This window comes from Marinicella marina, from assembly GCF_030065545.1.
In the GTDB taxonomy this organism is placed as follows: domain Bacteria; phylum Pseudomonadota; class Gammaproteobacteria; order Xanthomonadales; family Marinicellaceae; genus Marinicella; species Marinicella marina.
This window is the reverse complement of record NZ_JASJNC010000001.1, coordinates 169,361-194,031: the sequence shown is the minus strand read 5'-3', so window position 1 is coordinate 194,031 and position 24,671 is coordinate 169,361. Positions and strand designations below refer to the sequence as shown.

20 protein-coding genes are annotated in these 24,671 nt (G+C 45.5%); 6 read left to right on the top strand and 14 right to left on the bottom strand.

The genetic code is table 11. The annotated features are described in order from the left end of the window. Position 1 precedes the first annotated feature (1 nt). Complete coding sequence (gene bamJ, locus QNI24_RS00930; protein ID WP_267176696.1) at positions 2 to 709, bottom strand: BamJ family beta-barrel-assembly machinery protein; 708 nt, start codon at positions 707 to 709, stop codon at positions 2 to 4. 306 nt (positions 710 to 1,015) lie between these two features. Between bamJ and QNI24_RS00925 the strand changes: the two genes are divergently transcribed. Then, entirely contained in the window at positions 1,016 to 3,196 is a 2,181-nt protein-coding gene (locus QNI24_RS00925) for a carboxy terminal-processing peptidase (protein WP_267176697.1), read from the top strand. 102 nt (positions 3,197 to 3,298) lie between these two features. Here QNI24_RS00925 and pepQ read toward each other — a convergent pair whose 3' ends face one another. Both pepQ and QNI24_RS00915 read right to left on the bottom strand, forming a co-directional pair. Next, the gene (gene pepQ / locus QNI24_RS00920; protein ID WP_267176698.1) at positions 3,299 to 4,576 is read right to left on the bottom strand and encodes a Xaa-Pro dipeptidase; all 1,278 of its coding nucleotides are present in this window, start codon (positions 4,574 to 4,576) and stop codon (positions 3,299 to 3,301) included. Positions 4,577 to 4,590: 14 nt separating this feature from the next. Next, entirely contained in the window at positions 4,591 to 5,370 is a 780-nt protein-coding gene (locus tag QNI24_RS00915) for a TatD family hydrolase (RefSeq protein WP_267176699.1), read from the bottom strand. Between the two features lie 196 nt (positions 5,371 to 5,566). On the opposite strand from QNI24_RS00915, the gene QNI24_RS00910 reads away from it, so the two are divergent. Together QNI24_RS00910 and QNI24_RS00905 are read left to right on the top strand one after the other, a co-directional pair. Continuing rightward, positions 5,567 to 6,544 (top strand): hypothetical protein, encoded by a 978-nt coding sequence (locus QNI24_RS00910; protein ID WP_267176700.1) that lies wholly within the window; start codon positions 5,567 to 5,569, stop codon positions 6,542 to 6,544. 205 nt (positions 6,545 to 6,749) lie between these two features. Next, on the top strand, positions 6,750 to 7,085 hold the full coding sequence (locus QNI24_RS00905; RefSeq protein ID WP_267176701.1) for a TraR/DksA family transcriptional regulator: 336 nt from the start codon (positions 6,750 to 6,752) through the stop codon (positions 7,083 to 7,085). A gap of 32 nt (positions 7,086 to 7,117) precedes the next feature. On the opposite strand, the gene QNI24_RS00900 is transcribed toward QNI24_RS00905, so the two are convergent. The 3 genes from QNI24_RS00900 to QNI24_RS00890 are packed head-to-tail and all read right to left on the bottom strand — an operon-like array spanning position 7,118 to position 11,616. Then, entirely contained in the window at positions 7,118 to 7,756 is a 639-nt protein-coding gene (locus QNI24_RS00900; RefSeq protein WP_267176702.1) for a rhomboid family intramembrane serine protease, read from the bottom strand. A 49-nt stretch (positions 7,757 to 7,805) separates the two neighbouring features. After that, positions 7,806 to 8,714 carry an LpxL/LpxP family Kdo(2)-lipid IV(A) lauroyl/palmitoleoyl acyltransferase gene (gene lpxL / locus QNI24_RS00895; protein ID WP_267176703.1) on the bottom strand — a complete coding sequence of 303 codons (909 nt, stop codon included), beginning with the start codon at positions 8,712 to 8,714 and terminating at the stop codon, positions 7,806 to 7,808. A gap of 4 nt (positions 8,715 to 8,718) precedes the next feature. After that, entirely contained in the window at positions 8,719 to 11,616 is a 2,898-nt protein-coding gene (locus QNI24_RS00890; protein WP_267176704.1) for a WD40/YVTN/BNR-like repeat-containing protein, read from the bottom strand. 135 nt (positions 11,617 to 11,751) lie between these two features. Between QNI24_RS00890 and sppA the strand changes: the two genes are divergently transcribed. Both sppA and rpoH read left to right on the top strand, forming a co-directional pair. Next, positions 11,752 to 13,620 (top strand): signal peptide peptidase SppA, encoded by a 1,869-nt coding sequence (gene sppA, locus QNI24_RS00885; RefSeq protein WP_267176705.1) that lies wholly within the window; start codon positions 11,752 to 11,754, stop codon positions 13,618 to 13,620. A 277-nt stretch (positions 13,621 to 13,897) separates the two neighbouring features. Then, positions 13,898 to 14,752 carry an RNA polymerase sigma factor RpoH gene (gene rpoH / locus QNI24_RS00880; protein ID WP_267176706.1) on the top strand — a complete coding sequence of 285 codons (855 nt, stop codon included), beginning with the start codon at positions 13,898 to 13,900 and terminating at the stop codon, positions 14,750 to 14,752. Between the two features lie 550 nt (positions 14,753 to 15,302). Here rpoH and dinB read toward each other — a convergent pair. The 3 genes from dinB to QNI24_RS00865 are packed head-to-tail and all read right to left on the bottom strand — an operon-like array spanning position 15,303 to position 18,904. Further along, positions 15,303 to 16,370 carry a DNA polymerase IV gene (gene dinB / locus QNI24_RS00875; protein ID WP_267176707.1) on the bottom strand — a complete coding sequence of 356 codons (1,068 nt, stop codon included), beginning with the start codon at positions 16,368 to 16,370 and terminating at the stop codon, positions 15,303 to 15,305. An 11-nt stretch (positions 16,371 to 16,381) separates the two neighbouring features. After that, positions 16,382 to 17,644: a nucleotide sugar dehydrogenase gene (locus tag QNI24_RS00870; protein ID WP_267176708.1), complete on the bottom strand. Its 1,263-nt coding sequence runs from the start codon at positions 17,642 to 17,644 to the stop codon at positions 16,382 to 16,384. Beyond that, entirely contained in the window at positions 17,645 to 18,904 is a 1,260-nt protein-coding gene (locus QNI24_RS00865; RefSeq protein WP_267176709.1) for a 6-phosphofructokinase, read from the bottom strand. A gap of 232 nt (positions 18,905 to 19,136) precedes the next feature. On the opposite strand from QNI24_RS00865, the gene QNI24_RS00860 reads away from it, so the two are divergent. Next, positions 19,137 to 19,700, top strand: coding sequence for an adenylate kinase (locus QNI24_RS00860; protein ID WP_267176710.1), 564 nt, complete (start codon positions 19,137 to 19,139; stop codon positions 19,698 to 19,700). A 161-nt stretch (positions 19,701 to 19,861) separates the two neighbouring features. Here the strand turns inward: QNI24_RS00860 and QNI24_RS00855 are convergent, their stop codons facing one another. From QNI24_RS00855 to aceF, 5 genes are all read right to left on the bottom strand, one after another. Beyond that, a complete protein-coding gene (locus tag QNI24_RS00855) occupies positions 19,862 to 20,332 on the bottom strand; it encodes a hypothetical protein (RefSeq protein ID WP_267176711.1) in 471 nt (156 codons plus the stop codon). Between the two features lie 106 nt (positions 20,333 to 20,438). Continuing rightward, positions 20,439 to 20,672, bottom strand: coding sequence for a sulfurtransferase TusA family protein (locus QNI24_RS00850; protein ID WP_267176712.1), 234 nt, complete (start codon positions 20,670 to 20,672; stop codon positions 20,439 to 20,441). A gap of 231 nt (positions 20,673 to 20,903) precedes the next feature. Continuing rightward, positions 20,904 to 22,643, bottom strand: coding sequence for a dihydrolipoyl dehydrogenase (gene lpdA, locus QNI24_RS00845; protein WP_267176713.1), 1,740 nt, complete (start codon positions 22,641 to 22,643; stop codon positions 20,904 to 20,906). 18 nt (positions 22,644 to 22,661) lie between these two features. Beyond that, positions 22,662 to 23,318 (bottom strand): hypothetical protein, encoded by a 657-nt coding sequence (locus QNI24_RS00840; protein WP_267176714.1) that lies wholly within the window; start codon positions 23,316 to 23,318, stop codon positions 22,662 to 22,664. Positions 23,319 to 23,328: 10 nt separating this feature from the next. Further along, positions 23,329 to 24,663, bottom strand: coding sequence for a dihydrolipoyllysine-residue acetyltransferase (gene aceF, locus QNI24_RS00835; RefSeq protein ID WP_267176715.1), 1,335 nt, complete (start codon positions 24,661 to 24,663; stop codon positions 23,329 to 23,331). Positions 24,664 to 24,671: the final 8 nt, after the last annotated feature.

The window sequence follows — 24,671 nt, the reverse complement described above, 5'->3', positions numbered from 1 at the left end:
TTTATTTCACTTCAATTAACTCAACGTCAAAAATCAAAGTACTGTTTGGACCGATGGGGCTACCAGGTCTCGCATCTGAACCATAGGCCAGCTCAGGTGGGATATAAAAACGGTACTTAGCACCTTGGTTCATCAGCTGTAATCCTTCAGTCCAACCTTTAATGACTTGATTCAAGCCGAAGGTAGCTGGTTGGCCACGGTCTACTGAACTGTCGAATTTGGTGCCATCAATCAAAGTACCTGTATAGTGAACAACAACGGTAGCAGTTGCTGATGCGGGTTTAGGACCTGTGCCTGCTTCCAATACTTCATAAAGCATGCCTGACTCAGTGCTCATGACACCTTCTTCTGTGGCTTTGGCTTTCAAGAAAGCAGCACCTTTTTCAGCATTTTCACCTTTTTGAACTTCCAACTCAGCCATCATTTTTTCTCTTTTGGCTTTTTGGACTTCTTGTTGTTTTTGTTGGATGATGCCGCGAATCTTGGTTAATTCTTCAGGCGTTAAGCGCAAATCGCGACCTGACAAAGCATCTTCCAAACCGGTCATGAAAGAGTCTTTATCAAAATCCAACTCAGAGTCTTTCAGGTATTTACCGACGTCAGAACCGATTTTGTAATTGATCTGACCATTGTCAGTGTCCATGTCCGCCCATGATGTGGCGCTTACCAAGAGTGCAGATACACCAAAGGCGATGGCTAATTTTTTCATTCAAATTTCTCCAAATTAATAGCAGTTATGTGCCCGAATCAACCCAGTGAGTTGATCAAAGCGGGCAATTATAACAAAAATATGCAACCATTATTCAATAACTGGGTCTCAGTTTTACTCAGGGCGGTGAAGTTACGTAAAACTCAGCCACAAACGACTGTTTTTTAGGTGCATACCCCCTGCTGAGGCTTGTATTGATGACGATTGACCTATATCATTAAATCAAAGCCTCAGGCAGTATAAAGAAAGAAAAGTTCAACAACTGAAGATAAAAACCCACAAACCAATAAAAAACAAACGAGAAAAATGAAAATAACTAACATATTAATCAGCATGGGCTTGATCATAAGCTCAATCACAGCCCCCAGTTTGACGGTGGCTAAAGTGGGTATAGAGCCCATCAAGCCCAGCCCAAAGCATCAAAGTGAAAGTGTTATGGTGGTGCGATTGGTAGACAAGCTGCATTACAAAGACACCGATTTAAACGATGATTTATCAAAACAAATCCTGACCAAATACTTATCAGTTTTGGACCCCAACAAGATGTACTTTTTGGGCGAGGATGTGATTTCTTTCGATCGTTGGGAAACGCGATTGGATGATGGTTTGAAAGTAGGCAACATGGAACCTGCGTATGAAATTTTTAACTTATTCAAAAAACGCATGCTGGCACAAAAAGAATATGCTCTGAGTGTGTTAGAAGCTGATTTGGACTTTGATAAGGAAGAAGAATACCAATGGGACCGTGAAAAAGCGCCCTACGCCATTGATCAAAAAGAACTCAACGATTTGTGGCGCAAGAAAGTTAAAAACGACTATTTAAACTTAAAGTTGCTGAAGAAAGAACCTGAAAAAATCAAAGAGACCTTAAGCAAAAGATACAACGTCATGGCCAAGCGCATCAACGACATGGACAGTGATGATGTGTTCCAGTTCTTTATCAATTCTTTCCTGTCATTGGTCGAACCTCACACTGGCTACATGGAACCCATCACCTCGGAAAACTTTGAAATCAACATGAAGTTGTCACTGGAAGGTATCGGCGCAGTATTGGGCAATGACGGTGAATACACTTCTATCCAGACCATTGTGAAAGGCGGCCCAGCAGATTTAGAAGGCAGTTTGAAAAGTGGTGATAAAGTACTGGCAGTAGGCCAAGACGAATCAGGCAGTTTTGATGACGTCGTGGGTTGGAGCATTACTGATGTAGTGAAAAAAATACGTGGTGAAAAAGGCTCAACGGTCAGATTGAGGGTGATTGGTGAGGATGATTCACCTGATACGATACCTAAAGTTGTGCATATTGTCCGCGACAAAGTAAAACTGGAACAACAAGCCGCGCAGCATAAAATCATGAAAGTCAAAGAAGGCAAACATGTGCGAAAAATTGGCGTGATTGATTTGCCGACTTTTTATTTAGATTTTGCTGGCATGCAAAACAACGACCCTGATTACCGCAGTACCACCAAAGACGTAAAAAACATCATCGATAAATTCAAAGCCGAAGGGGTGCAAGGCGTCATCGTTGATTTGCGCAACAATGGCGGTGGCTCATTGTATGAAGCGATTCAATTATCAGGTCTTTTTGTGGATAAAGGCCCCATTGTACAAACCAAATTCAGTAACGGAAAAATAGACGTCAAACGTGATGTCAACCCAACCATGGCATGGGAAGGTCCGATGGTGGTCATGGTGAATAAATTATCGGCCTCTGCTTCAGAAATATTTGCCGCAGCAATGCAAGACTATGGCCGCGCCGTGATTGTCGGTGGACAAACTTATGGCAAGGGCACGGTGCAAAATGTCATGCCTTTGAATGAATATGTTAACAACCCTGAAGAGGAGTTGGGTCAGTTAAAAATGACCATGGGTCAGTTCTTTAGAATCAATGGTGGCAGCACCCAAAACCGTGGCGTGATTCCGGACATCATGTTCCCAGCCACACCGGGTTTTGAGAATTACGGTGAATCGGCTTATGACAATGCGCTGCCATGGAACAGCATTTCCAGCAGTGATTACACCATGTTTGACGATTTGTCTGATGAAATCTCAGAATTGAAAAAACGTGCCAACAGCCGCATTGCGGTAAATTTTGAGTTTGATTTTTTGAAAAAAGAAATTGAGCTTTATGAACAAGACAAAAACGACAAAACAGTGTCCTTATCCTTGTCCGAACGACAGCGCCGCGTTGAAGAACGCAAGGCGCGAAAGAAAGCCCGAAAAGCCAAACGTGAGGAAATGTTGGCAGCCGTTGAACCCAACCCAATATTGGGAGAAGTCTCAATGTTGTTTGATTCAACCGAGGCATTGAAATCCGATGACACTTTGGCCGCTGAACAGGCGGCACGTGAAGAGGCTGCAGCCAACGATGATGAAGATGATGATGAGGAATGGGTTGATTACCGCTTGCATGAGACCGCACGGATTTTGGCTGATTTCATCACCCTACAAATGAATCACTTGATTGCCAAAGCCGATAAAAAGTAATTGCATCCAAAACAAAACCTTAAAAAGCCCGAATTTTAACTCGGGCTTTTTTGTGCTTTAATTTAACTCAAAGCAGAACTGACGAGCAGTGCTGACTGGTTTTCAGCGGCTCAAATTAATGGAGTCTTCAGCCTTGACCACCACATTGTCCTCAATGCGGATGCCGCCATAAGGAATCAGCTCATCTACTTTGTCCCAATTGACGTCATTGTGGCCAGCAATTTCTTGCATCAGCATTGGGATGAAGTACAAACCGGGTTCGATGGTGATGACTGCATTCTGACGCAGGGTATCGGTCAGGCGCAAAAACGGGTATTCTTTAGGTGGAGATTTCACTGTGCCATTGGCATCAATGACATGGCCTGAAACATCGTGTACTTGTAGCCCCAAATAATGGCCCAAGCCATGCGGGAAAAAGGTTTGGCTTAAACCGGACTCAACCGCAGCTTCAGCAGAGCAGGTAAACACCCCTGCTTCGCGTAATACCTCTGAGATATTGACATGGGCTTGGCGGTGCAGGGCCACGTAATCTTGACCGACCACAGCTGCTTGGCACAGTTGCTGTTGTTTTTCGTCCATTGACTGGATCATTTCAGCAAAAAGACCATCGTTATAGGCATAGGTTCTGGTGATGTCAGCTGCATAGCCTTTGTAGTTGGCGCCTGCATCAATCAAAAAAGATTTTAGATCAACCGCTGCGTATCGCTCTCGACTTTGGTACTGGTAATGCAGCACCGAGGGGTTTTCATTCAAAGCCACTATGTTGCCATAGGGCATTTGGTGTTCGTTATGGGCACAGGCCTGTAGGTATGCCATGTGGATTTCATATTCACTCATGCCCTCTCTAAAAGCGGCCTCAGCAGCTGCGTGCCCCTTCAGTGCCAATTTATTGGCCTCACCGATACAATGAATTTCATAGTCGGTTTTTTGGATTCGATTGAAGTGTAGGTAGTTAATCAGCTTTTCAGGGTTGGTGTGCTCGGCTGCTAAGGGCTGTAGCTCAGTTGAGCCAATCCATGCGTGGTTCTTGGCTTGTTTAAAATCTGGTAATTCAGAATAGTGACCGACCACTTTGACATTAAAATGTTCAGCCCACTTGCCTTGGCTGTTATCGACCACTTTGTGCCAAAAGTCGGCTGGTTGATTCAGGTATACGGTGGGTTTTTCACCGGGCACGAAATGCACCACACTGCTGACCACATCCGGTACGGGTACCCACCATTTAAAATGTGGATTAATGCTGTGAGGAGGCGCCATATCATCCATGAAGTTATTCACTGGGTGGCCAGAATAAATAAAAAGTCCATCGTAACCAGCGTGCGCCAAGGCAGCGGTGGTGATGGCTGAAATGTGTTCAATGTGGTTTTTAAAAAGGCCCATGATTTTCTTCAAAGTTAGAGGTTAAAAAAAGTTTTGCTGTTGTCGTTGGTGTAGTTAATGAGTTCACTGACGGGTAAATTCAACTGTTTTGCCACAAATTCAGCAATATGAGGCAGGTATTTCGGTTCGTTGCGTCTGCTTTTCGGTTTTGGCTTGAGGTTACGTGGCATCAAATAAGGTGAATCAGTTTCAATCATCAAGCGATTCAGCGGTATGTTTTGTACCAAGTTCAATAAATGTGCGCCACGCCTTTCGTCACAAATCCAACCAGTGATACCAATGTAACAATCCAAATCTAAATAATCAAACAATGCCCGCTCATTATCAGTGAAACAATGCACCACCACCCGTGATAAATCATCGCGATGTTCCTTCAGCACTGGATGAAAATCAACGTGAGCATCGCGCTGGTGTAAAAACATCGGCATGTCATTTTCTTGGGCCATTTTGATGTGTTGTTCAAACGAGAACAACTGCGCCTCTCGCGGTGAAAAATCACGAAAATAATCCAAGCCGGTTTCGCCAACAGCAACCACTTTTTCATCCTTTAACAGGGCTTGAATGGCCGCCTCAGCCTCGCCATCAAACTCACTGGCGTGGTGAGGGTGGATGCCAGCAGTGGCAAAGCAACAAGCGGAGTATTGGTGAGCTAAATCCCGTGCTTTATGAGAGCATGAAACGTCTGAGCCGGTGATGATGAAGGCATCAACACCGGCATCTTGGGCATTTTTGATGACTTCATCGCGGTCTTTGTCAAAGCTGTCGTGGGTTAGGTTTGCACCTATGTCTATCATGTAAGCATCCTCTTTGGGCTTTTTTACATTTGTTATAAACCAAAAAAATAAGCGACATGGCAAGCTATTGCTGCATTCGGTGGTGGCATCAGAGCGGCCATTTTCAGCCCGTTCATATTCGGTTTATAAAATGTTCATTTGAAATTCAGTCAGGATTGGTAATATAACAACCATTATCCATTATGCGGAGCATTATATGAAAAAAATACTCACAATATGTACTTTGATGTTATTGAGCTTGCCCAGTTGGTCATTCACCCCTGAATCTGGCTTGTGGTGGAATGCTGACGAACCGGGCAGTGGTTATAGCATTGAAATTCAAGACAACTTCTTATTTGGGGTGTTTTATGTCTATGATGACGGCGGTATTCCCTATTGGTATACCACCTCAGGTTTTTTAGATGGTAACTCCTTTTTTCAAGGTGATATTTATATCAGCGAAAATGGCCCTTGTTTGTTGTGCACATGGACACCTGTGGATACTTTTGCCAGTAATTTGGGCCAAGCCAGAATTGATTTCTTGACCGAGACCACGGCCACCTTGGAGATTCAAGGAGAAAGCATTTTCCTCGAACGTTTTAATTTCTACTTGGGTGACGAGCTACAAAAGATGCGTGGTGAATGGCAAGTGGTTTACGATGTCTCTGAGTACAGCAATGGCTTCCCATTTTTTGCTGATGTGCTGATTTTTGAACAAACTGAAACTTTTGATGGTGATTACTTGGCCACTGGCTGTCGTTCTGAAAGCACCCTGTTTAATCGCTGTACTAATTTTGCGCTGAATAACAACGACTTGGCAGCCGCCTATGACACTGTTAATGATGAGTTGATTGCAGTGGTCAGAGACGATGCCGATTTTTACTTGGCTTATTATTTGAAAACTGGAACCGATCAATTTGATGGTGAAGCCTTTTCTTATGCTGTTGGAAGTTCGCCCAATTTGGCATTGTCGGGTTTCTCAGTGCGAGGGTTCAGATCGGCCAGTAAAACATTTGTTGATGCGGGTGTAGGGCCCTCAAAATCACTGCAACAAAAGCAACCAATACTGGGTTTAAACAGCATGTTGAATCATGCTTTGTTGAAATCAGCACCAGCCTCGTCATTGGATAAAACCACGCAAGATCGCGTGCTGACAACCATCAAAAGGTTGGAACAACAACTGCAAAAGAAATAGTCTACCTAGCATGAATAACAAAGCCAGCGACTTTTACAGTCGCTGGCTTTTGCATTTTTGGATATTTTGACTTTTGTCAATTTATCTTGACCAGACAACACTTAGACTGTCAATTAGGAAGTTTCGTACCCTTAAAGAGGTGAGCGGAACGGTTTTATAAGACCGTAAAGGGCAGTTTAGGTGAATGATGGTTATGAGAAGTTTAATGCAAACAGAGCATGTAGACGAACTGCATGAAGAATTAATAAAAGAACAAAAACGCTTGTTGGATTTATTGGCTAAAACCAAGCTCCACATCCACAAGGATGAGCCAATCAGTGCCGATTTCGCCGAGCAGGCTGTTGATGTTGAAAATGATGAAGTGGTGCAAGCACTAGATCAAGGGGCGCAGATAGAGCTCTCACAAGTAAACAAAGCCCTCCAACGCATTGAAGAAGGCAGTTATGGTGAATGTGTGGTTTGTGGTGAGTCAATCAATAGGAAACGCTTGCAGGCCATTCCGCACACACCGTTTTGTATTGATTGTGCCAGTGCCAAGTGATGTTCAATGAGGGGTTGCTAAGGCACCATGAGCTATTCCTCATAGTATTGATCTAGGTCTTTATCCAACTGCCAGTCTTTCAGGACTGGGCGGTCAATGTCTTTGGTGTTGTAAGCTAAAAACACCCCAACCAGAAAACCAAACATGTGTGATTCCCATGATACACCTGGTTTACCAGGGAAGATGCCCCAAATCATCGAGCCATACATAAAGGCTATGGCAATTGAAATGCCAATGGACTGTATGTCCTTTTTCAAAAAACCACTGACAAACAAATAACTTAACAAGGCATAAAACAAACCGCTGGAACCGATGTGGTTCACTTCGCGTCCAAATACCCAAACCAAGGTGCCGGTTAATACGATACTCAATAGCACTATCATTTTAGCCACTTTGGGGTAGTTCCCGAATAATGCCAACACGGCCACAAACATCGGTAAGGAGTTACCAACCAAATGTGGCCAACCACTGTGAATAAATGGCATGGTTACAATGCCTAACAAGCCTTCAATGGTTCTTGGCTTGGTTCCAAACTGAGTCAAAGGCAATACCTGTGCCAACAAAAAAAAGCCCCAAATCACCGCCAAAAAAATCAAGCCAAGACGAAACGCGCGAGGCCATTGCGCTCGTCGCTGTTTGGCGTAGGAAGGATCTAGGTGTGGAATTTTCATGCTTGACTGGATGGATAAAGTTTATGGATGGGGTTAGTCAGTCAAAAATTCAATAGAACGGCAAATCGCCCTCGGGTCGGGTTTTGAATCGTTTATGCAACCAGAGGTATTGTTCGGGCGCTTGGCGCACCATGTGTTCAATAGCATCGTTCACCCGCTGCGTGTCTGCCTCGGCGTCATTGCTGGGAAAGTCAGCCATTGGGGCAGAGATTTCCAGTTGATAAAAGGGTGCTTGATCAATTCTTTTAACTGCATAAAACAAAACCTGACAGCCGGAAATTCTGGCCAGTTGATGGGTAGCGGTGATGGTGGATGCAGGGGTGCCAAAAAAATTCACAAACACAGACTGTCCACGGCGGTAGTCTTGGTCGGGTGCATACCAAACCACCCCACCTTTTTTGAGGTATTTGATGATGCCTTTCAGCTCATCTCGGCTGAACATGGTTGTGGCGTATTTTTCTCTGGCTTGTTTAACGATGTACTCTTGGACTGGGTTTTTGTGTGGACGGTAAACCCCAGCCACGGGATAACGCTCACATATGGCGCGGCCACCAATGTCTAAAGCGGTGAAATGACCTGAAACCAGCAGTACCCCTTGTTTTTTGGCCAAAGCAGCATCGAGGTGTTTTGTACCCTTGATATTGAGCTGATCAAAAGGCGCTGCAGAGCGGTTCAAGAAGGTGCGCAATGTTTGACTGACCATCATGCCCGTTTCGCGGTAATTCTGATTGATCAGCTTGGCTTTTTCATCAGTGCTTAAGGTGGGGAAGCAGGCATTGATGTTTTTCTCAATCACAACACGACGTGATTTGAACAGCACTCTAAACAGCCAGCCCATGCCGCGACCAATCAACAACAACAAGCGGTAGGGCAAGTGCGCTAACAACCAACAAACCCCATAAGTCAGCCAAGCCAGCAAGTTGGGAAAAAAAGCTGGCTTGGCGGCATTATCAGCCATCAGTTTATTTTACCTTGAATTCGACGCTGTGCTCATCATCACCTTGTTTTACCACCAGTTTGTAATCGCCAGGCTCAATGAAGTCAGGGTGACCCAATCGCTTGGACTCGGCATATGGCGTGTCTGCTTTGTTGGTGATGCTGTTGCTTTCTTGATCTTCTTCTTGATCAGCATTTAAGGCAGCGGTTTCAATTTCAATGGCTTTATTAATGTCTATTTTGTAGTCCCAGTGCCACTGGTTCAGTCCTTCATCAAGTGTCACTTCGGCGCTGTAATACGCCGCGCCGTCTTTACCAGTGATGCTCACTTGTGTGGCACCGCCTTGTGCACTCCAGATATGCACTGGCAATTGAGCTGCCATGTTATCAGTGTATGCCCAGCGGAAAGGTTTGCTGTCCCAATTGTTGCGTTCTTTGAAGTCATCCACCGCAAAAACATGCAGTGCGCCATCAGTAATTTCTGTTGTCATGCTTTGTAAAGGGTTGACGTCGGCGACAAACACACTGCGACCATGGGTGCCCAGAATCAGTTCATTTTCTCGTGGGTGAACAATCAGGTCGTGTACGGGTGTGGTCGGTAAGTCTTGACCCAACATGTGCCAGTCCTCACCTTGATTGGTGGAAACATAAATGCCTTTGTCGGTGCCGACATACACAATGTCTTCGTTTTTAGGGTCCTCTTTCACCACATTGATGGTTTCATTAGGCAGTCCTTTGGCCATGTTTTTCCAGCGTTTGCCTAAGTTTTCAGTTTTATAGAGGTAGGGTTTGATGTCATCGTTGCGGTAGTTATTGAATGCCAACCAAGCCCGTTCTTCTTGGTGTGGCGAGGCTATCACACGACTGACCCATTTGCCTTTGGTCAGGCGTTGGTTGACCCTTTTCCAGTTATTACCACCATCGGCAGTTACCCAAACCAAGCCATCATCGGTACCGGCCCAAATCAAACCAAATTTAAGCGGTGACTCTGACAAGCTGGTGATGGTGGCAAATGGCACATCGCCACGTCTTTCAGACTCGGTTAAATCTTCACTGATTGTGGTCCAGTCATCGCCTTTGTTCATGCTGCGATACACTTTATGACCGGCATAATAAAGGATGTCCTTGTTGTGGGTCGACATCATCACTGGCGTGTTCCAGTTTTTACGTAAGGATTCTTCTCCCACATAATTAGGTGGCGTGATTTTTTTTGGTGCAGCTGAACTCAAGCGGAATGAATTACCAAACTGAAAGCCGACATAGGTTAATTTGTCCTCATCATCGATGTTGACGTGCATGCCGTCACCACCAAAAATGCGCTGCCAATCATTACCGCGGTATTGGTTGTTATGCCACAAATTGCTGCTTGAGCCTTTGAGCGTGCCGTTGTCTTGCAGGCCGCCGTATATGTTGTAAGGCTCTTCCATGTCAACGGCGATGGTATAAAACTGACCCACGGGTTGGGCATCAATTTTGCGCCAGCTTTGGCCGCCATCGAAACTTTCATCAACCCCACCGTCATTGCCCACCATGATGTGGTTTGAATGGTTCGGATCAATCCAAATGGCTTGGATGTCTGCATGGACCGAGGAATCCCATGCTGAAGCCCATGTTTTACCACCATCGGTTGATTTGATGAAAGGCACTCCGGTGGCGTAGACGGTATCGACATCAGTGGGGTCAACTTTGACCTGTCCAAAATAGTAGCCGTAAGAGAACACCACACCTTGGATGTCTTTATCATGGGTGCGGTAAAAAGTATCCCCGCCATCATCTGACCGATAAATTTCTAATGATTTGATGTCGACATTGAATAAGTTGTCGTTACCACTGGCCAATTGTTCAACCAGTGCTTGCGGAGTCAATTCATCTTTTTCTATTTCCTCGATGACTGTTTCAGCAGTCATTTCGGGCGGAAAATTATTGCTGCGTAAAAAACTTTCAACGGCTTTTTCGTCCTGACTTAAGAAAGTCGCTTTATCCATGTTTTTCAGGCGTTTGACATTGACTGCTGAATCGCCCATGTCCCACTCACTCTCAGGCAATGGGGTTTGATTATCCAATGACACATACAGGGTGTCTGGTTGACTCACCGATACGGTCAAACCCATGCGACCGGTGTGTTTGCCTTGCGGTAAGCCTGCGCTTAAACGTTCCCAGTTGTCACCATCATCCGTGCTGCGGTAAATGGCACTGCCCTTACCGCCCTCAACAAAGTTCCAAGCACGCCGCGAACGCTCCCAGGCTGAGGCGTACAGCACACCATTTTTGGCTTTTGCTACATCAATGAAGCCGGTCCATCCATCACCTGCTATCAGTGTTTCCCAAGTTTCACCACCGTCATCAGAGCGGTAAAGACCACGTTGACCGCCTTGGGTGTAAAGTTTGCCTAAAGCCGCAACATAAATGCGATTTGAATCATCTGGATCAACCAGGATTCGACCAATTCGATCGGTGTCGCCTAAGCCTTTGTATTGCCAGCTCTCGCCACCATCAGTGGATTTATACACACCCATGCCACCATAGGAAGAACGTGAGGAATTATTTTCACCAGTACCCAGCCAAAGGGTTTCTGAGTCATTGGGGTCAACCACCAATGAGCCAACAATTTGCGATGGTAACTGATCAGTCAGGGGTTTAAAAGTCAGACCGTTGTTGGTGCTTTTCCATACCCCACCTGAGGCGTAGCCGACATAAATTACATGCGGTTGATCAGTTGGCCTGATGACATCCACGGCGCGTCCACCTTGAACCACCGGTCCCACATTACGCCATGTTATACCCTTGTATGGAGTTTCAGCCCGCATGTTTTGGTTTTGGTTCCAAGCTTTTATTTGGTTTTTATAAGATGAGGGAACTTCTGCCATTAGGTGGCTGCCAAAGCCCAGTAACAAGCCCACGCCAAGGGTTTTAATCAGATTCATGCTTTTTAATCCAGTGTAGTGAAACTATAATTATGGTCTTTTGCTAGGATCAAGGCAAGCACCAAAACTGAATCAATAGAAAACGTGACTTTAGTGACATGCCTTAGACAATTGCTTTGTTAGAATGACTCTATTATGAATACAACCTCCCACAACACACCTTCAACCATGAAGACCTTATTTGCTTTTTTTACTAGGCCATTTATTTTGGTGGCTAATTTCACCCGACACTTGATTTTGTTGCTGCTGTTTTTAGCTATTTTGTACTTCTTTTTTGGTGGTAAAACCCTGACCATCAGTGAACAAACGGCTTTGGTTCTGGCGCCAAAAGGTTTTGTGGTCGATCAGTTCAGTGGCGACCCCACCTCCCAAGCCATAGACAACATCCGTGGCACCGACATCCCAGAAACACGCGTTCGAGATATTTTAAGGGCCATACAAATAGCCACCAATGATGAAAAAATTTCTGCTTTGGTACTCAACCCAGATTACATGTGGGGCGCAGGTTTGGCGAATTTGCGCGAAATTGAATACGCCATCGATGATTTTCGCAACCAATCAGGCAAACCAGTGATTGCCATGGCAACCAACTTATCGCAAGCGCAATATTACTTTGCCAGCCTGGCAGATGAGGTTTTGATGGACCCACAGGGCTTCTTGTTCTTACAAGGTTTTGGCTCTTACCGTAACTACTTCAAAGACGGTTTGGAAAAACTGGGCGTTGATGTGCACTTGTTTAAAGTGGGCGAATACAAATCCGCCGCTGAACCCTACGTAAGAAATGACATGTCGCAGGAAGCGAAAGAGGCTGGCTTACACTTCATGAATGATTTGTGGGAAACCTACCTCACCGGCATTGCACAAAGACGAGGATTAAGTACAGAAGAACTACAAGAGATCGTTGATCAACAAGCACAACGCTTGATGCAAAACAAAGGTTCGGTCGCAGACATGGCTGTTGATGCCGGTTTGGTCGATCGCGTCATGAAACAAAGTTTCATGCACAAACGGATTGCTGAGGTCAGCTCTTTTGACGATGCCAACAACCATTTTAGGGGGGTGGCATTTGAAGATTATTTAGCGATGAATCTGCCAGAGGTGCTACCTAACAGCAATCGAATCGCTGTGGTGGTGGCTGAGGGCGTGATCATGGGTGGTGAGCAGTCACCAGGTACCATTGGCGGTGCATCGACCAGTGCTTTATTGGAGCAAGCCCGCTTGGACAATTCAGTCAAAGCAGTGGTGTTGAGGGTCAACAGCCCTGGTGGTGGTGTTTATCCTTCTGAACAAATTCGCCGACAAGTAGATGCACTTAAAGTAGCAGGTAAACCGGTGGTGGTTTCGATGGGCAATGTGGCAGCCTCAGGTGGCTACTGGGTATCAATGACAGCAGACAGTATTTGGGCGGATGAAGCGACCATTACCGGTTCGATTGGTATTTATGGCTTGTTAATGACCTACCCTGAACTGTTCAACAAATTGGGCATCAGCACCGATGGCGTGGGAACCACCAAATGGGTGGGTGCGTTCAACCCAACCAAAGGCTTAGATCCAGAGTTTGCAGATTTGATTCAAAGCAACATTGAATATGGCTACCAACAGTTCATTGGCTCAGTGGCTGCGGCCAGAAACCTCGATGTTGAGATGGTTGATCGAGTGGCCAGAGGCCGTGTCTGGACGGCTAAACAAGCTTATGATTTGGGCTTAATTGATCAGTTGGGTGGCATGCAACAAGCCATAGCCGATGCCGCAGAGCGTGGTGGTTTGGGTGCTGATTATGAGGTAACTTGGGTCGAAGAATCACTGTCGCTGACCGAACAATTGTTCGTTGATATGATGGCAACAGCCAGTGAGCACATTGATTTATCGGGCAACCAAAACAGCCAAAACTTACAAAAATTATTACAGCCTTTTGCAGCAGAATTGAGCCTGATTCTGGATGCAAGACCTGGTGAAGTGTTGCAGATGGCGCACTGCATGTGCGAATTAAATTACCTGCCTTGATGCCACTAAAAAGGAGGTTTTGACAGCGCTCACTGTGGCTCTTGAAAAGCCGGATTTTTTCACAAAATCGTGACGCTCACCCAGATAAACTTATAATTTAATGTTGTAGCCAAACAAAGCCCGATTTCGGCACTTTGAAAGGGTCAAAACCCATGCTATAATTACCGCCCCGTTGCTCATTGGAGGACGGGAACTTTGCGGATGTTTTGCGGTCTAAAAAAACATCTAAATATCTTAATCACCTGGGCTCGAGAGCCAGGTCAGATTGGAGTAACAAATGACAACACAAACCATTAAAAATTTACCTGTACCTGCGGTGACAGGCTCGTTAGAGTCATACATCAGCAGCGTCAATCAAATCCCAGTGCTGACAGTTGAAGAGGAACGTTCTTTGGCTGATAAAGTACGCGATCACAACGATTTGGATGCGGCCCATGCTTTGGTCATGTCGCACTTGCGCTTTGTGGTCTATGTGGCCAAAGGCTATTCTGGCTATGGCTTGCCTGTGGGCGATTTGATTCAAGAAGGCAACATTGGCTTAATGAAAGCCATCAAGCGTTTTGATTCTAAGCACAAAGTTCGCTTGGTATCATTTGCTGTACATTGGATTCGTGCAGAAATACATGAATACATTTTGAAAAACTGGCGGATTTTGAAAGTGGCCACCACCAAAGCCCATCGCAAACTGTTTTTCAACTTGAGAAAAAACAAAAAACGCTTGGGTTGGTTCACCCAAGACGAAGTCAACCGAGTGGCCAGGGATCTGGATGTCAGCCCAGAAGTGGTGGTTGAGATGGAATCCCGCTTACATGGCCAAGACGTGTCTTTTGATTTGCCATTGGACGATGATGAGGACAACAACTACTCGCCACAGGCTTGGTTAACCAATGCCAGCCCAACACCAGAGGCCGAGTTCATCAAAGAAACCGAAGCCAACAAAAACCACCATGCCTTATTCAAAGGTTTGGATAAACTGGATGAGCGTTCCCTGGATATCATCCAAAGCCGCTGGTTGGTCGATAAGAAAGCCACCTTACAAGAGCTGGCTGCGAAATACGAAGTTTCAGCCGAACGCATTCGACAGTTAGAAGCGGTTGCTCTGAAGAAACTGAAAACTCAAATGGTGGCGTAAAATCACTAATTAATAAACCCTTCAAAAGGCCGCTAAATGCGGCCTTTTTTTGATTTTATTATTCATGTGCTTTTCTTAAACGCATTCATATTTTTTTGCCATAAATTGGTAGCATTCATATTTTTATACCTACCAGCTTTATACTGTTTGTTAGCACTTTTCTAATCTTAAAATTCTGAATAACCACGTCGTACTCGGGCGGACTTAACGATAGTTAGAGTTAGTATTTGTATTGTTTTATGGGCAGCTGTGGGTGTAGACAAACTGATTGAGACCCTGGGAGCCATAGTGTTTTTTAGGTGTTAATAGCAATCACCTTATCAGTTTTTAGAATAAGAATTTGGGCCTTGATTGTAGTTATAGACAATCAATTAAAAATGGATCCCCGGGTCTAAAGCTCAGTTTATGAGTTTTTACAGTTACTTATTTATATCTGGTCTGTATGAACTTCATAAACTGTTAGCCCGCCCGAGGATGACGGTAGTGAGGCTTTTCTAAAACTTCACGATTACAAAACAAGGTATTTCAGAGAGGCATTGCTTAATTAACCCTAGAAATTCAAACCAATCTGTTCAATGTCAGCGGCTTGTTTGTATTGGATACCCAAACCCAACAAACGCACCGGTTTGGACTTTCTGTGCCAAGCGGTTTTTATCAGGTCGTGGAAGACTTTGATGTCTAGTTGTTGGTGGATTTTTTGGGCTGTGGTGGTGGTGAAATCATGAAATTTTATTTTCACATACAGTGCCTTGATGACGATGTTTTGTTTGGTGAGGGCTTTTTCATGCCGTGTTTTTAACGCATCATAAAGGCGTTTGATTTCGGCTTGACAGGCAGTGAGGTTGGGTAAATCATGTAAGAACGTGTCCTCTACACTGACCGATTTGCGTTCGCTGTGGGTTTGTACCGGTCTGTTATCAATGCCACGACACAGGTTATACAGGGTTTTCCCGAACACACCAAAACGTTGTTGTAGTTGTTTTTGATCGAGCAACTGCAGGTCGGCACAAGTATGGATGTTCATGTCATGCATTTTTTTCGCGGTGACTTTGCCCACGCCGTAAATTTTCTTCACCGGTAAATCTTTGACAAAATCATCAATTTGATCTGGGGTGATCACGTACTGACCGTTGGGTTTGTACCAATCACTGGCAATTTTGGCCAGAAACTTATTTGGTGCGATGCCAGCCGAGGCGGCTAACTGGTGTTGCTGCCAAATGTCTTGTCGAATTTGTTGGGCAATCAATGTGGCACTGCCATGACACAAATCAGAGCCAGTGACATCCAGGAAAGCTTCATCCAGTGAAAGTGGTTGGATGGTGTCGGTGTAGTTTTTGAATATGGCTTTGATGCCCACGGATTCTTGTTGATAAACCGCCATACGCACTGGTTGGATAATCAGTTGGGGACACTTTTTCACTGCTTGACTCATGGCCATCGCTGAATGTATGCCGAAAGCCCTGGCCTCATAGGAGCAGGTCGCGACCACGCCACGTTTATCAGGCTGTCCGCCTACTGCAATGGGTTTGCCTTGTAATTCAGGAAAGTCACGGGCTTCTATGGCGGCATAGAAACAATCCATATCAACATGGATGATTTTGCGTTGAGACTCAGTCATTACAGGCGGTTTTATAACCGCTGATCAACCCATTCATCTGGCAGTAAGCCTTTGAGATCAAACAGCACGCCATCGGTTTTAAGATAAACCCTGGGGTTGGACTTTAAGAATTCATCGTGGGCCACAGCCAACACCACCAAGTCGTAACTTTCATGTTGCGGTTGATCAACCATGGGCTGATTCAGTTGAGCCGCCTCTTGCGCATCAACCCAAGGGTCATAAATATCAATGTCTGCATGGTATTTCTGTAACTTTGCGACAATTTCTACCACCCTGGTGTTGCGTAGATCTGGACAATTTTCTTTGAAGGTCAAGCCCATGATTAAAACCTTGGCATCAACAATGTGCTTTTGCTGCAGAGCCATCAGTTTCAATATCCGTTCACTGACATAGTCACTCATGTTTTCGTTGATCCGACGGGCGGTGGTGATCAGTTGTGGGAAATAGCCTTTTTCCTGTGATTTATGAATCAAGTAATAAGGGTCAATACCAATGCAGTGACCACCCACCAATCCTGGGGTGAATTTAAGAAAATTCCATTTAGTCGCCGCCGCTTCAATCACTTCCAACACATCAATGTCCATTTCATGAAACATCATCGACAACTCGTTCATGAATGCGATGTTGATGTCACGTTGGGTGTTTTCAATCGCTTTGGCAGCCTCGGCCACTTTAATGGTGGGTGCAAGATGGGTGCCAGCAGTGATGATTTTTTGGTAGATGGCATTGATCTTTTCGGCGGTTTGTGGGGTTGAGCCTGCTACCACCTTAACAATAGATGATAATGTGTTGACCTTATCGCCGGGGTTGATTCTCTCAGGTGAGTAGCCCAAGAAATAATCTTCATTCAGTCTCAAGCCACTTTGTTGACTGAGGATTTTGGCACAGACTGATTCAGTGGCGCCAGGATAAACCGTGGATTCATAAACAACGGTGTCGCCTTTGGTCAGTACCGAACCCACCAATTGTGATGCTTTGATTAAAGGTGATAAGTCTGGGGTATTGTTGTCATCGACGGGTGTAGGTACCGTGATGATGTAGTGGTTGGCGGTTTTTATTTCTTGCGAATCGGCACTGAACGTAAGTCGTTTAGCGGCCTTCAAATCATCGCTGTTGACTTCTTGGGTCACATCTTGGTGTTGGTTCAGTTGATCAATGCGCTGTTGGTTGATGTCATAACCAACCACAGGGTAATGTTCGGCCAGGGCCACAGCCAGTGGCAAGCCGACATATCCCAATCCAATGATGGCTATGTTTATGTCTTCATTATCCATTCATATCTCGAAATGGGGCAGTTTCTTGCTGGTTAAGTCCTGACTCAAGCGCACATAATGTGGCAGGCCATTGTCATTGTAAGGGGGGTACGCCTCTCCCACAATCAGCGGCTGCATGTAAGTGCGACACTTTTCCGTAATACCAAATCCATCATCTGTGATGTAATCTCTGGGCAGCATTTTTTCTACATTCGCCAAGTCTTTGAGTTCAGCCGTGGCAATTTCCCATTGGTATGGGTCATCTTGTAGGCGTTTAATCACTGGCATCACGGAGTTTTGACCAGCCACCGCCAATTCAATCGCCTTCTCACCCACTGCATAGGCTTGTTCGAGATCGGTTTTTGAGGCCAGGTGGCGGGCCGAGCGTTGTAAGTAATCGCTGATGGCATAATGGTATTTATAGCCCAGTTGATCTTTGACCATTTGCGCAATCACTGATGCCACACCACCCAGTTGCGCGTGACCGAAGGCATCAACCGTTCCAGCATCGGCCAAAAATTTACCGTCAGGATTCCTGACGCCTTCAGAAACCACCACCGAACAATAGCCGTGATTCTCTACCGACCATTTAACCCGTGCTAAGAAGGCTTGTTGGTCAAAGGGAATTTCGGGGAATAAAATGATTTGCGGCGGTTCATCGTGTGATTGTGCCGCCAGACCACCAGCTGCCGCAATCCAGCCAGCATGACGCCCCATAACTTCCATAATAAAGACTTTGGTTGAACTCTCGGCCATAGATTCAACATCCAAAGAGGCTTCCATGATTGAGGTGGCAATGTATTTCGCCGTGGTGCCAAAACCAGGACAGGTGTCTGTGACCGGTAAATCATTGTCTATGGTCTTGGGAACGCCGATACAAGTCACATCCAAGCCCCGTGATTTGGCCATTTGTGAGACCTTAAAAGCGGTATCTGAAGAATCTCCGCCGCCATTGTAGAGAAAGTATCCAATGTCATGGGCTTGAAACACATCAATCAAGCGCTCATATTCAGCTTTTTGGGCTTCCATGTCTTTCAGTTTATAGCGGCATGAGCCAAAAGCCCCGCCAGGGGTATGACGCAGCGCCGCGATGTCTTCATCGGAATGTTGTGAGGTATCAACCAATTCTTCCCGCAATACACCAATGATGCCATTTTTCGCACCAAAAACAGTGCCCACATTGGGGTTTTTCCTGGCGGCTTCAATCACCCCACATGCAGTGGCATTGATGACAGCGGTAACCCCTCCAGATTGACAGTATAGGGCGTTTTTATTAGACATAAGTTTAATCCTTGTTGGTAATTTTGGGCTATGTATTGACTAAAATGCTTTGGGCGTGTACTGTAGCACGTTTTCACAGAAACAGACCTCAAGCAACAGTTTACACTTGATTCAAGCGTTAGATTTTAACTGATAATCAGTCCGATTGCATAAGGTCTCATTAACAAATACAGCCAGATGTTTCAGCTCAGAGCCAACCTCGAGCAAACCTCGGCATAACCATGAGCAAGCTATGAGAATTGTATTATTGGGCGCCCCAGGAAGTGGCAAAGGCACACAAGCCAAATTGTTAGAAGAAAAATTGAATATTCCTCATGTTTCTACGGGAGACCTTTTCAGAGCAGCGATTGCCAATAAAACCCCGCTTGGGCTGGCTGCTAAGGAAGTGATGGATAGAGGTGATCTCGTCGCCGATGAAATTACCTTAGGAATGCTCAAAGAACGAATCACCCAAGCTGACGCCAGCAATGGATTCATTCTTGATGGATTTCCGCGTAACTTGGCACAAGCTGAAATGCTTGAAACACTTTTTAAAGAATTGGATATGGCTTTGGATCATGCTTTGTTGATTCAAGTTGATCCTGATGAGGTGGTTGCACGCATTGCAAAAAGAGCCGAAATTGAAGGCCGCACCGATGACACGGAAGAAGTGGTTCGTAACCGATTGAACGTCTATGCCGAACAGACTGCTCCTGTCGCTGATTACTACAAAAAACAAGACATTGTGACCGAAATACTGGGCAAAGGCAGTATCGAGGACGTACAAGCCAGAATTCAAGCCATTTTAAGGTTTTAAAACATTTTGAAACAGCACGAAAAGGCTTTCATCAACAGCTTTGATGAATGTCTTTTTTTTGCACACAAATCGGCCTGATACATGGGAGGCAAGACCAACATCCTCCCAGTGCATCAACGCAGTCTATTTATGCGGTGTGAAAATTGTTTGTTGCTAACCCTTTACTGAACCTTCAACTGTGTCAGTTCATTCACAAAAACATGTGTTTGAAAGTAATATTTGTCTGATCTTTTGCCTTGCGAATTGAACCATATTTTTACGCGGCGTGCTTCACCTTGTACCAACAGGTTTTTGCCTTGATAATAGTTGCGTATATCGGTGTTGGGATATTGAGCATTGAACTCAGCTTGAAACTCAGGGGACAGCTTGATTGAGATGTTTCTGCGGTCACGATAGTCTTTTTCTGTATTGAGGAAAATGATTGTCCCTTTTCTGCTCGCGAGTTTGCCACTGTTTTTGATGGTCATCAGAAAGCGACCTGATAATGCCTTGGGTGCCATTGCTTCTGTTTTTTCAATGATGTCCCAAGTGCTGTACTGTGCAGTAGTTGTTTTCTTGTTTTGGGTTGTTTGACAGGCGGCTAGGATGAATGCCGCAGACAGTATGCATGCGATTTTACTGACTCTTTCCATGATTCATTTCCTTGGTAGTTTAAATAGAAAATCAATTATAAATAATATAAACCTACATGCACAGGCAATATTTAGATTGAAAAAGGTGGTGGTGTATCTTTGGTGTTCAGCGCACGGTTACCTTGAATCGCATTTTTTCAGCCGCTGTTTCCAACAGTTCTAGTTGGTGGCCAAAGCGTTCACACCAGATTTCAAAATCCAATTCAGCATGCACGTCAGTGACCTCAATGATTACTGCCGCATCAGCGGGTAATTCACTCACCGCTTTTTTGAGCAACATCAAAGGCACGGGACAGTTAAGCCCAGTGGCGTCAATGTGTGTGGTGTTTTCATCAGACATGAGCGCATAATATGGGCTGAGCTGAAAAGAAACAAGTTGGAAAGGATTTTAAATAAGCAGAAAAGCAAAAGACCGCTTGGTGTGAGCGGTCTTTTTAGGGCAAGAGATCAAGAAAGGGGGAAAAGGGTGTGTGTGAACCTGATCTCTGACTTGCTATCTAGTTTACGCCTTTCATCCATGGGTTTTGTGACCGCTCTCACACTTTCATTGATACAGCAAAAAATTATCCAATTATTTCTTTTTTGGTAAGTATAAGTCGGTGATGGTGCCCTCAAATGCTTCAGCACTCATGGCCACTGATTCAGCCAAGGTTGGATGTGGATGAATGGTTAAACCGATATCTGCTGCTTCACAGCCCATTTCAATGGCCAGGCACAATTCGCTGATTAATTCACCGGCATTGGTACCGACGATACCGGCACCTAAAACGCGATTAGTTTCAGGATCGAAAAGCAGTTTGGTTAAACCCTCGGTGCGGTCATTACCGATGGCACGGCCACTGGCGGCCCAAGGAAACTTACCCACCTCATAGGCGATGTCTTTTTCTTTGGCCTCCAGCTCTGTTAAGCCCACCCAGGCCACTTCTGGATCGGTGTAGGCCACATTCGGAATCACCAATGCGTCGAAATAAACTTTTTCACCGTGCGCCACTTCTGCGGCCACTTTGGCCTCATGGGTCGCTTTGTGAGCCAACATGGGTTGGCCGACGATGTCGCCAATGGCGAATATGTGTGACACATTGGTGCGCATTTGTTTGTCGACTTCAATGAAACCACGGTCAGTGACTTCGACGCCGGCATTTTCAGCATCCAGTAGTTTACCGTTGGGCACCCGACCTACGGCCACCAAGACCCGGTCATAGGTGACTTTATCGCTGCCATCAAACTCCACTTCTAAACCTTTTTTATTGGCCACACAAGCGGTGACTTTGGATTTGAGCTTGATGTCTTTGTATTGTTTCTTGATGTGTTGCATTAACGGGCGCACCATGTCTTTATCGGCACCGGGAATGATTTGGTCCATCATTTCGACAATGGTGATTTCAGTGCCTAATGCGGAATACACCGCAGCCATTTCCAGGCCAATGATGCCGCCACCAATGACCAGCATGCTTGTTGGAATTTCCCGCATCTCCAGCGCATCGGTGGAGTCCATCAGCCGCTCATCGTCCCACGGCATACCTGGTAATTTAAATACTTGTGAGCCAGCAGCGATGATGCACTGTTTGAAAGTCATTTCATCACCATCGATGACAACGGTATGGGCATCAACGAACTTGGCTTCGCCAGTTTTGCGCGATACTTTGCGTTGTTTGGACATTTGCCCCAGTCCTCCGGTGAGTTTATTGACCACCGAATTTTTGAAGTCCAATAACTTTTCACGGTCAATTTCAGGTGCGCCAAAGGTCACACCGTGCGCGGCCATTTGTTCTGTTTCACGGATGATGGCAGCGGTGTGTAACAACGCTTTAGAAGGAATACAACCGACATTCAAGCAGACACCACCCAAGCTGTCATAACGTTCTACTAAGGTCACATCCATACCCAAATCTGCCGCTCTGAAAGCCGCGGTATAACCACCGGGGCCACCGCCAATGACCAGCAACTCAGTGTCAAAATTTGTTGGGGTTTCGGTGACTTGATGTGGTTCTTTTTGACGGTCATCATTTTGTTTGCTTGGCGCTACTGGCTCATCTACCTCTGCTTTAGGCTCAGCCACTTTTGCTGCCGCCTCGACTTCCATGGTGCCGATACTTTGGCCAATTGAAACATCATCGCCTTCTTTGATTGAAAGAGATTTAATTACGCCGGCATGCGGGCTGGGGATTTCCATGGTGGCTTTGTCACTTTCAAGCGTGACCAAGGACTGGTCTTTTTCAACCGCATCACCTTCATTCACTAAAACTTCGATCACTGGTACGTTATCGAAATCGCCGATGTCTGGGATTGTAATTTCTATGGTATTACTCATGTCTTCCTCAATGTTTATTTAAGCGCCGTTCCACATTGGAACGCCTAATGTTTGAGCCAATGTCTCGGCATCCTCTGTGATTGCTGATTTTTTGCCATGATCGGTCACATTGACTCGACTGGCATCGCGCATCACTAAATTAATTTCATAACTGTAGTACGAGCCATTTTTACTGCGTACCCGCTCACGAAGCACCTGAATGGCTGCCACTTCGTTGAGGTCGGTTGTTTTGTTGTTACTACTCATGCTGTGCTTGGGCCGGTGCCAGCCTTTGTAATAGGTGCCATAAAAGGTATCAAACACCCGTGGCAAAGCAAAGAAATATCCCATCAACAACCCTACAGCTGAGAAAATGCCACCAAAAAACAAAGCAAACAACAACATCGACCAGTCTTCACCGCCTTGTTTGAAAAACGCCACGGTTGGAATGACCAAGCCCAAAAAACCTATCAACGTAAACAGGCCACAAAACAACTTGGCCCCTGTTGTGGCTTTAAACACCAATTTATCTGGGTTGCTGCTGTCCAAGCGGTGGGTTTGAAAACTGGCCCCACCACCGCGCAACGGGTGCCAGTCTGTTAGTTGCGCAACGGGGTGATTGAAAACATCAGGGTCAACGCTGTCCAAGCCCTTTTTTTTGCCTGCTTCAATCAGTTTGTTGATTTTTTCAAACACTACATTTTAACTACAGCAGCATTTTCTTCATGTCTGACAAAATGCTGGATAAATAGACAATGAAACGAGCGGCATCAGCACCATCGATTACCCGGTGGTCATAACTCAATGACAGGGGCAGCATCAGCCGAGGTTCAAACTCTGAGCCATTCCAAACTGGTTTGATGGTTGATCTTGAAACGCCCAAAATAGCCACCTCAGGGGCATTAATGATTGGCGTGAATGCGGTACCACCTATGCCACCCAAAGATGAAATCGAGATGCAGCCACCCTGCATGTCACTGGGTGCCAACTTACCTTCTCGTGCTTTGAGTGAAACATCGCGCATTTCTTTGGCTATTTCAAACACTTCTTTCTTATCGCAGTCACGAATCACCGGTACCACCAAGCCATTGGGTGTGTCCACCGCAATACCGATGTGGAAGTATTTTTTATAAATTAAGTTTTCACCATCGTTATCCAGCGAAGTATTGAACTTGGGAAATTTTTTCAATGCTTTGGCCATGGCCTTGACCATAAATGCCAAGGGTGTGAGATTAAATCCCTGTTCTTTGGCTTCGGCTTTGTTCTCATTGCGAAAGGCTTCCAGTTCGGTAATATCCGCCTCATCATATTGGGTGACGTGTGGTATCCTGACCCAGTTTCGGTGCAAGTACTTGCCTGAAATTTTTTGAATTCTGCTTAACGGTTCGCTTTCAACCTCACCAAAATCAGTGAAATCTACTTCCGGAAAGGGTGGTACATCAAAGCCAGCGGTAACCACTGTTTGACCACCGCTTTGCATGGTGGTTTTGACGTGGTTTTTCACATCGTCTTTGGTGATTCTGCCTTTGCGTCCAGTTCCGGTAACATGACCCAGGTCCACGCCCAATTGACGGGCAAATTTGCGCACTGAAGGTGAGGCATGAGGTACATTACCACTGGCCTGTTTGGGTAATTCGGCTGGTACCGGTGGTGCTTTGGGTTGAGCTGGCTGTGCTTTGCTTTGCGGTGCTTTGGCTTGTTCCTGTTGGGGTTGATCGTCTTGTCCATCTTCCTCCGGCTCGCTTTTTTGCTCAGCTGGTGATGATTGCTTGGACTCTTCAGCAGATTCTTCATTGCCCCCTTGGGCTTTGAGTTTGATCATTGGGGTTCCTTCGGAAACCAAATCACCCTCTTTGACCAACACTTCGATGATTTCACCGCCCTCTGGTGTGGGTACTTCAATGGTTGCTTTTTCAGACTCCAATGAGATGATGGCGTCCTCGGCGGTAACAGAATCACCAGCACTGACCAATACCTCTATCACTTCTACTTCAGAAAAGTCGCCTATATCAGGGATGTTAATTGTTTTGCTGTCACTCATGATAGGTT

Bases quoted from the DNA above. Each gene is read 5' to 3' on its own strand.
- bamJ (WP_267176696.1), bottom strand. From the start codon at position 709: ATGAAAAAATTAGCCATCGCCTTTGGTGTATCTGCACTCTTGGTAAGC.
- QNI24_RS00925 (WP_267176697.1), top strand. From the start codon at position 1,016: ATGAAAATAACTAACATATTAATCAGCATGGGCTTGATCATAAGCTCA.
- pepQ (WP_267176698.1), bottom strand. From the start codon at position 4,576: ATGGGCCTTTTTAAAAACCACATTGAACACATTTCAGCCATCACCACC.
- QNI24_RS00915 (WP_267176699.1), bottom strand. From the start codon at position 5,370: ATGATAGACATAGGTGCAAACCTAACCCACGACAGCTTTGACAAAGAC.
- QNI24_RS00910 (WP_267176700.1), top strand. From the start codon at position 5,567: ATGAAAAAAATACTCACAATATGTACTTTGATGTTATTGAGCTTGCCC.
- QNI24_RS00905 (WP_267176701.1), top strand. From the start codon at position 6,750: ATGCAAACAGAGCATGTAGACGAACTGCATGAAGAATTAATAAAAGAA.
- QNI24_RS00900 (WP_267176702.1), bottom strand. From the start codon at position 7,756: ATGAAAATTCCACACCTAGATCCTTCCTACGCCAAACAGCGACGAGCG.
- lpxL (WP_267176703.1), bottom strand. From the start codon at position 8,714: ATGGCTGATAATGCCGCCAAGCCAGCTTTTTTTCCCAACTTGCTGGCT.
- QNI24_RS00890 (WP_267176704.1), bottom strand. From the start codon at position 11,616: ATGAATCTGATTAAAACCCTTGGCGTGGGCTTGTTACTGGGCTTTGGC.
- sppA (WP_267176705.1), top strand. From the start codon at position 11,752: ATGAATACAACCTCCCACAACACACCTTCAACCATGAAGACCTTATTT.
- rpoH (WP_267176706.1), top strand. From the start codon at position 13,898: ATGACAACACAAACCATTAAAAATTTACCTGTACCTGCGGTGACAGGC.
- dinB (WP_267176707.1), bottom strand. From the start codon at position 16,370: ATGACTGAGTCTCAACGCAAAATCATCCATGTTGATATGGATTGTTTC.
- QNI24_RS00870 (WP_267176708.1), bottom strand. From the start codon at position 17,644: ATGGATAATGAAGACATAAACATAGCCATCATTGGATTGGGATATGTC.
- QNI24_RS00865 (WP_267176709.1), bottom strand. From the start codon at position 18,904: ATGTCTAATAAAAACGCCCTATACTGTCAATCTGGAGGGGTTACCGCT.
- QNI24_RS00860 (WP_267176710.1), top strand. From the start codon at position 19,137: ATGAGAATTGTATTATTGGGCGCCCCAGGAAGTGGCAAAGGCACACAA.
- QNI24_RS00855 (WP_267176711.1), bottom strand. From the start codon at position 20,332: ATGGAAAGAGTCAGTAAAATCGCATGCATACTGTCTGCGGCATTCATC.
- QNI24_RS00850 (WP_267176712.1), bottom strand. From the start codon at position 20,672: ATGTCTGATGAAAACACCACACACATTGACGCCACTGGGCTTAACTGT.
- lpdA (WP_267176713.1), bottom strand. From the start codon at position 22,643: ATGAGTAATACCATAGAAATTACAATCCCAGACATCGGCGATTTCGAT.
- aceF (WP_267176715.1), bottom strand. From the start codon at position 24,663: ATGAGTGACAGCAAAACAATTAACATCCCTGATATAGGCGACTTTTCT.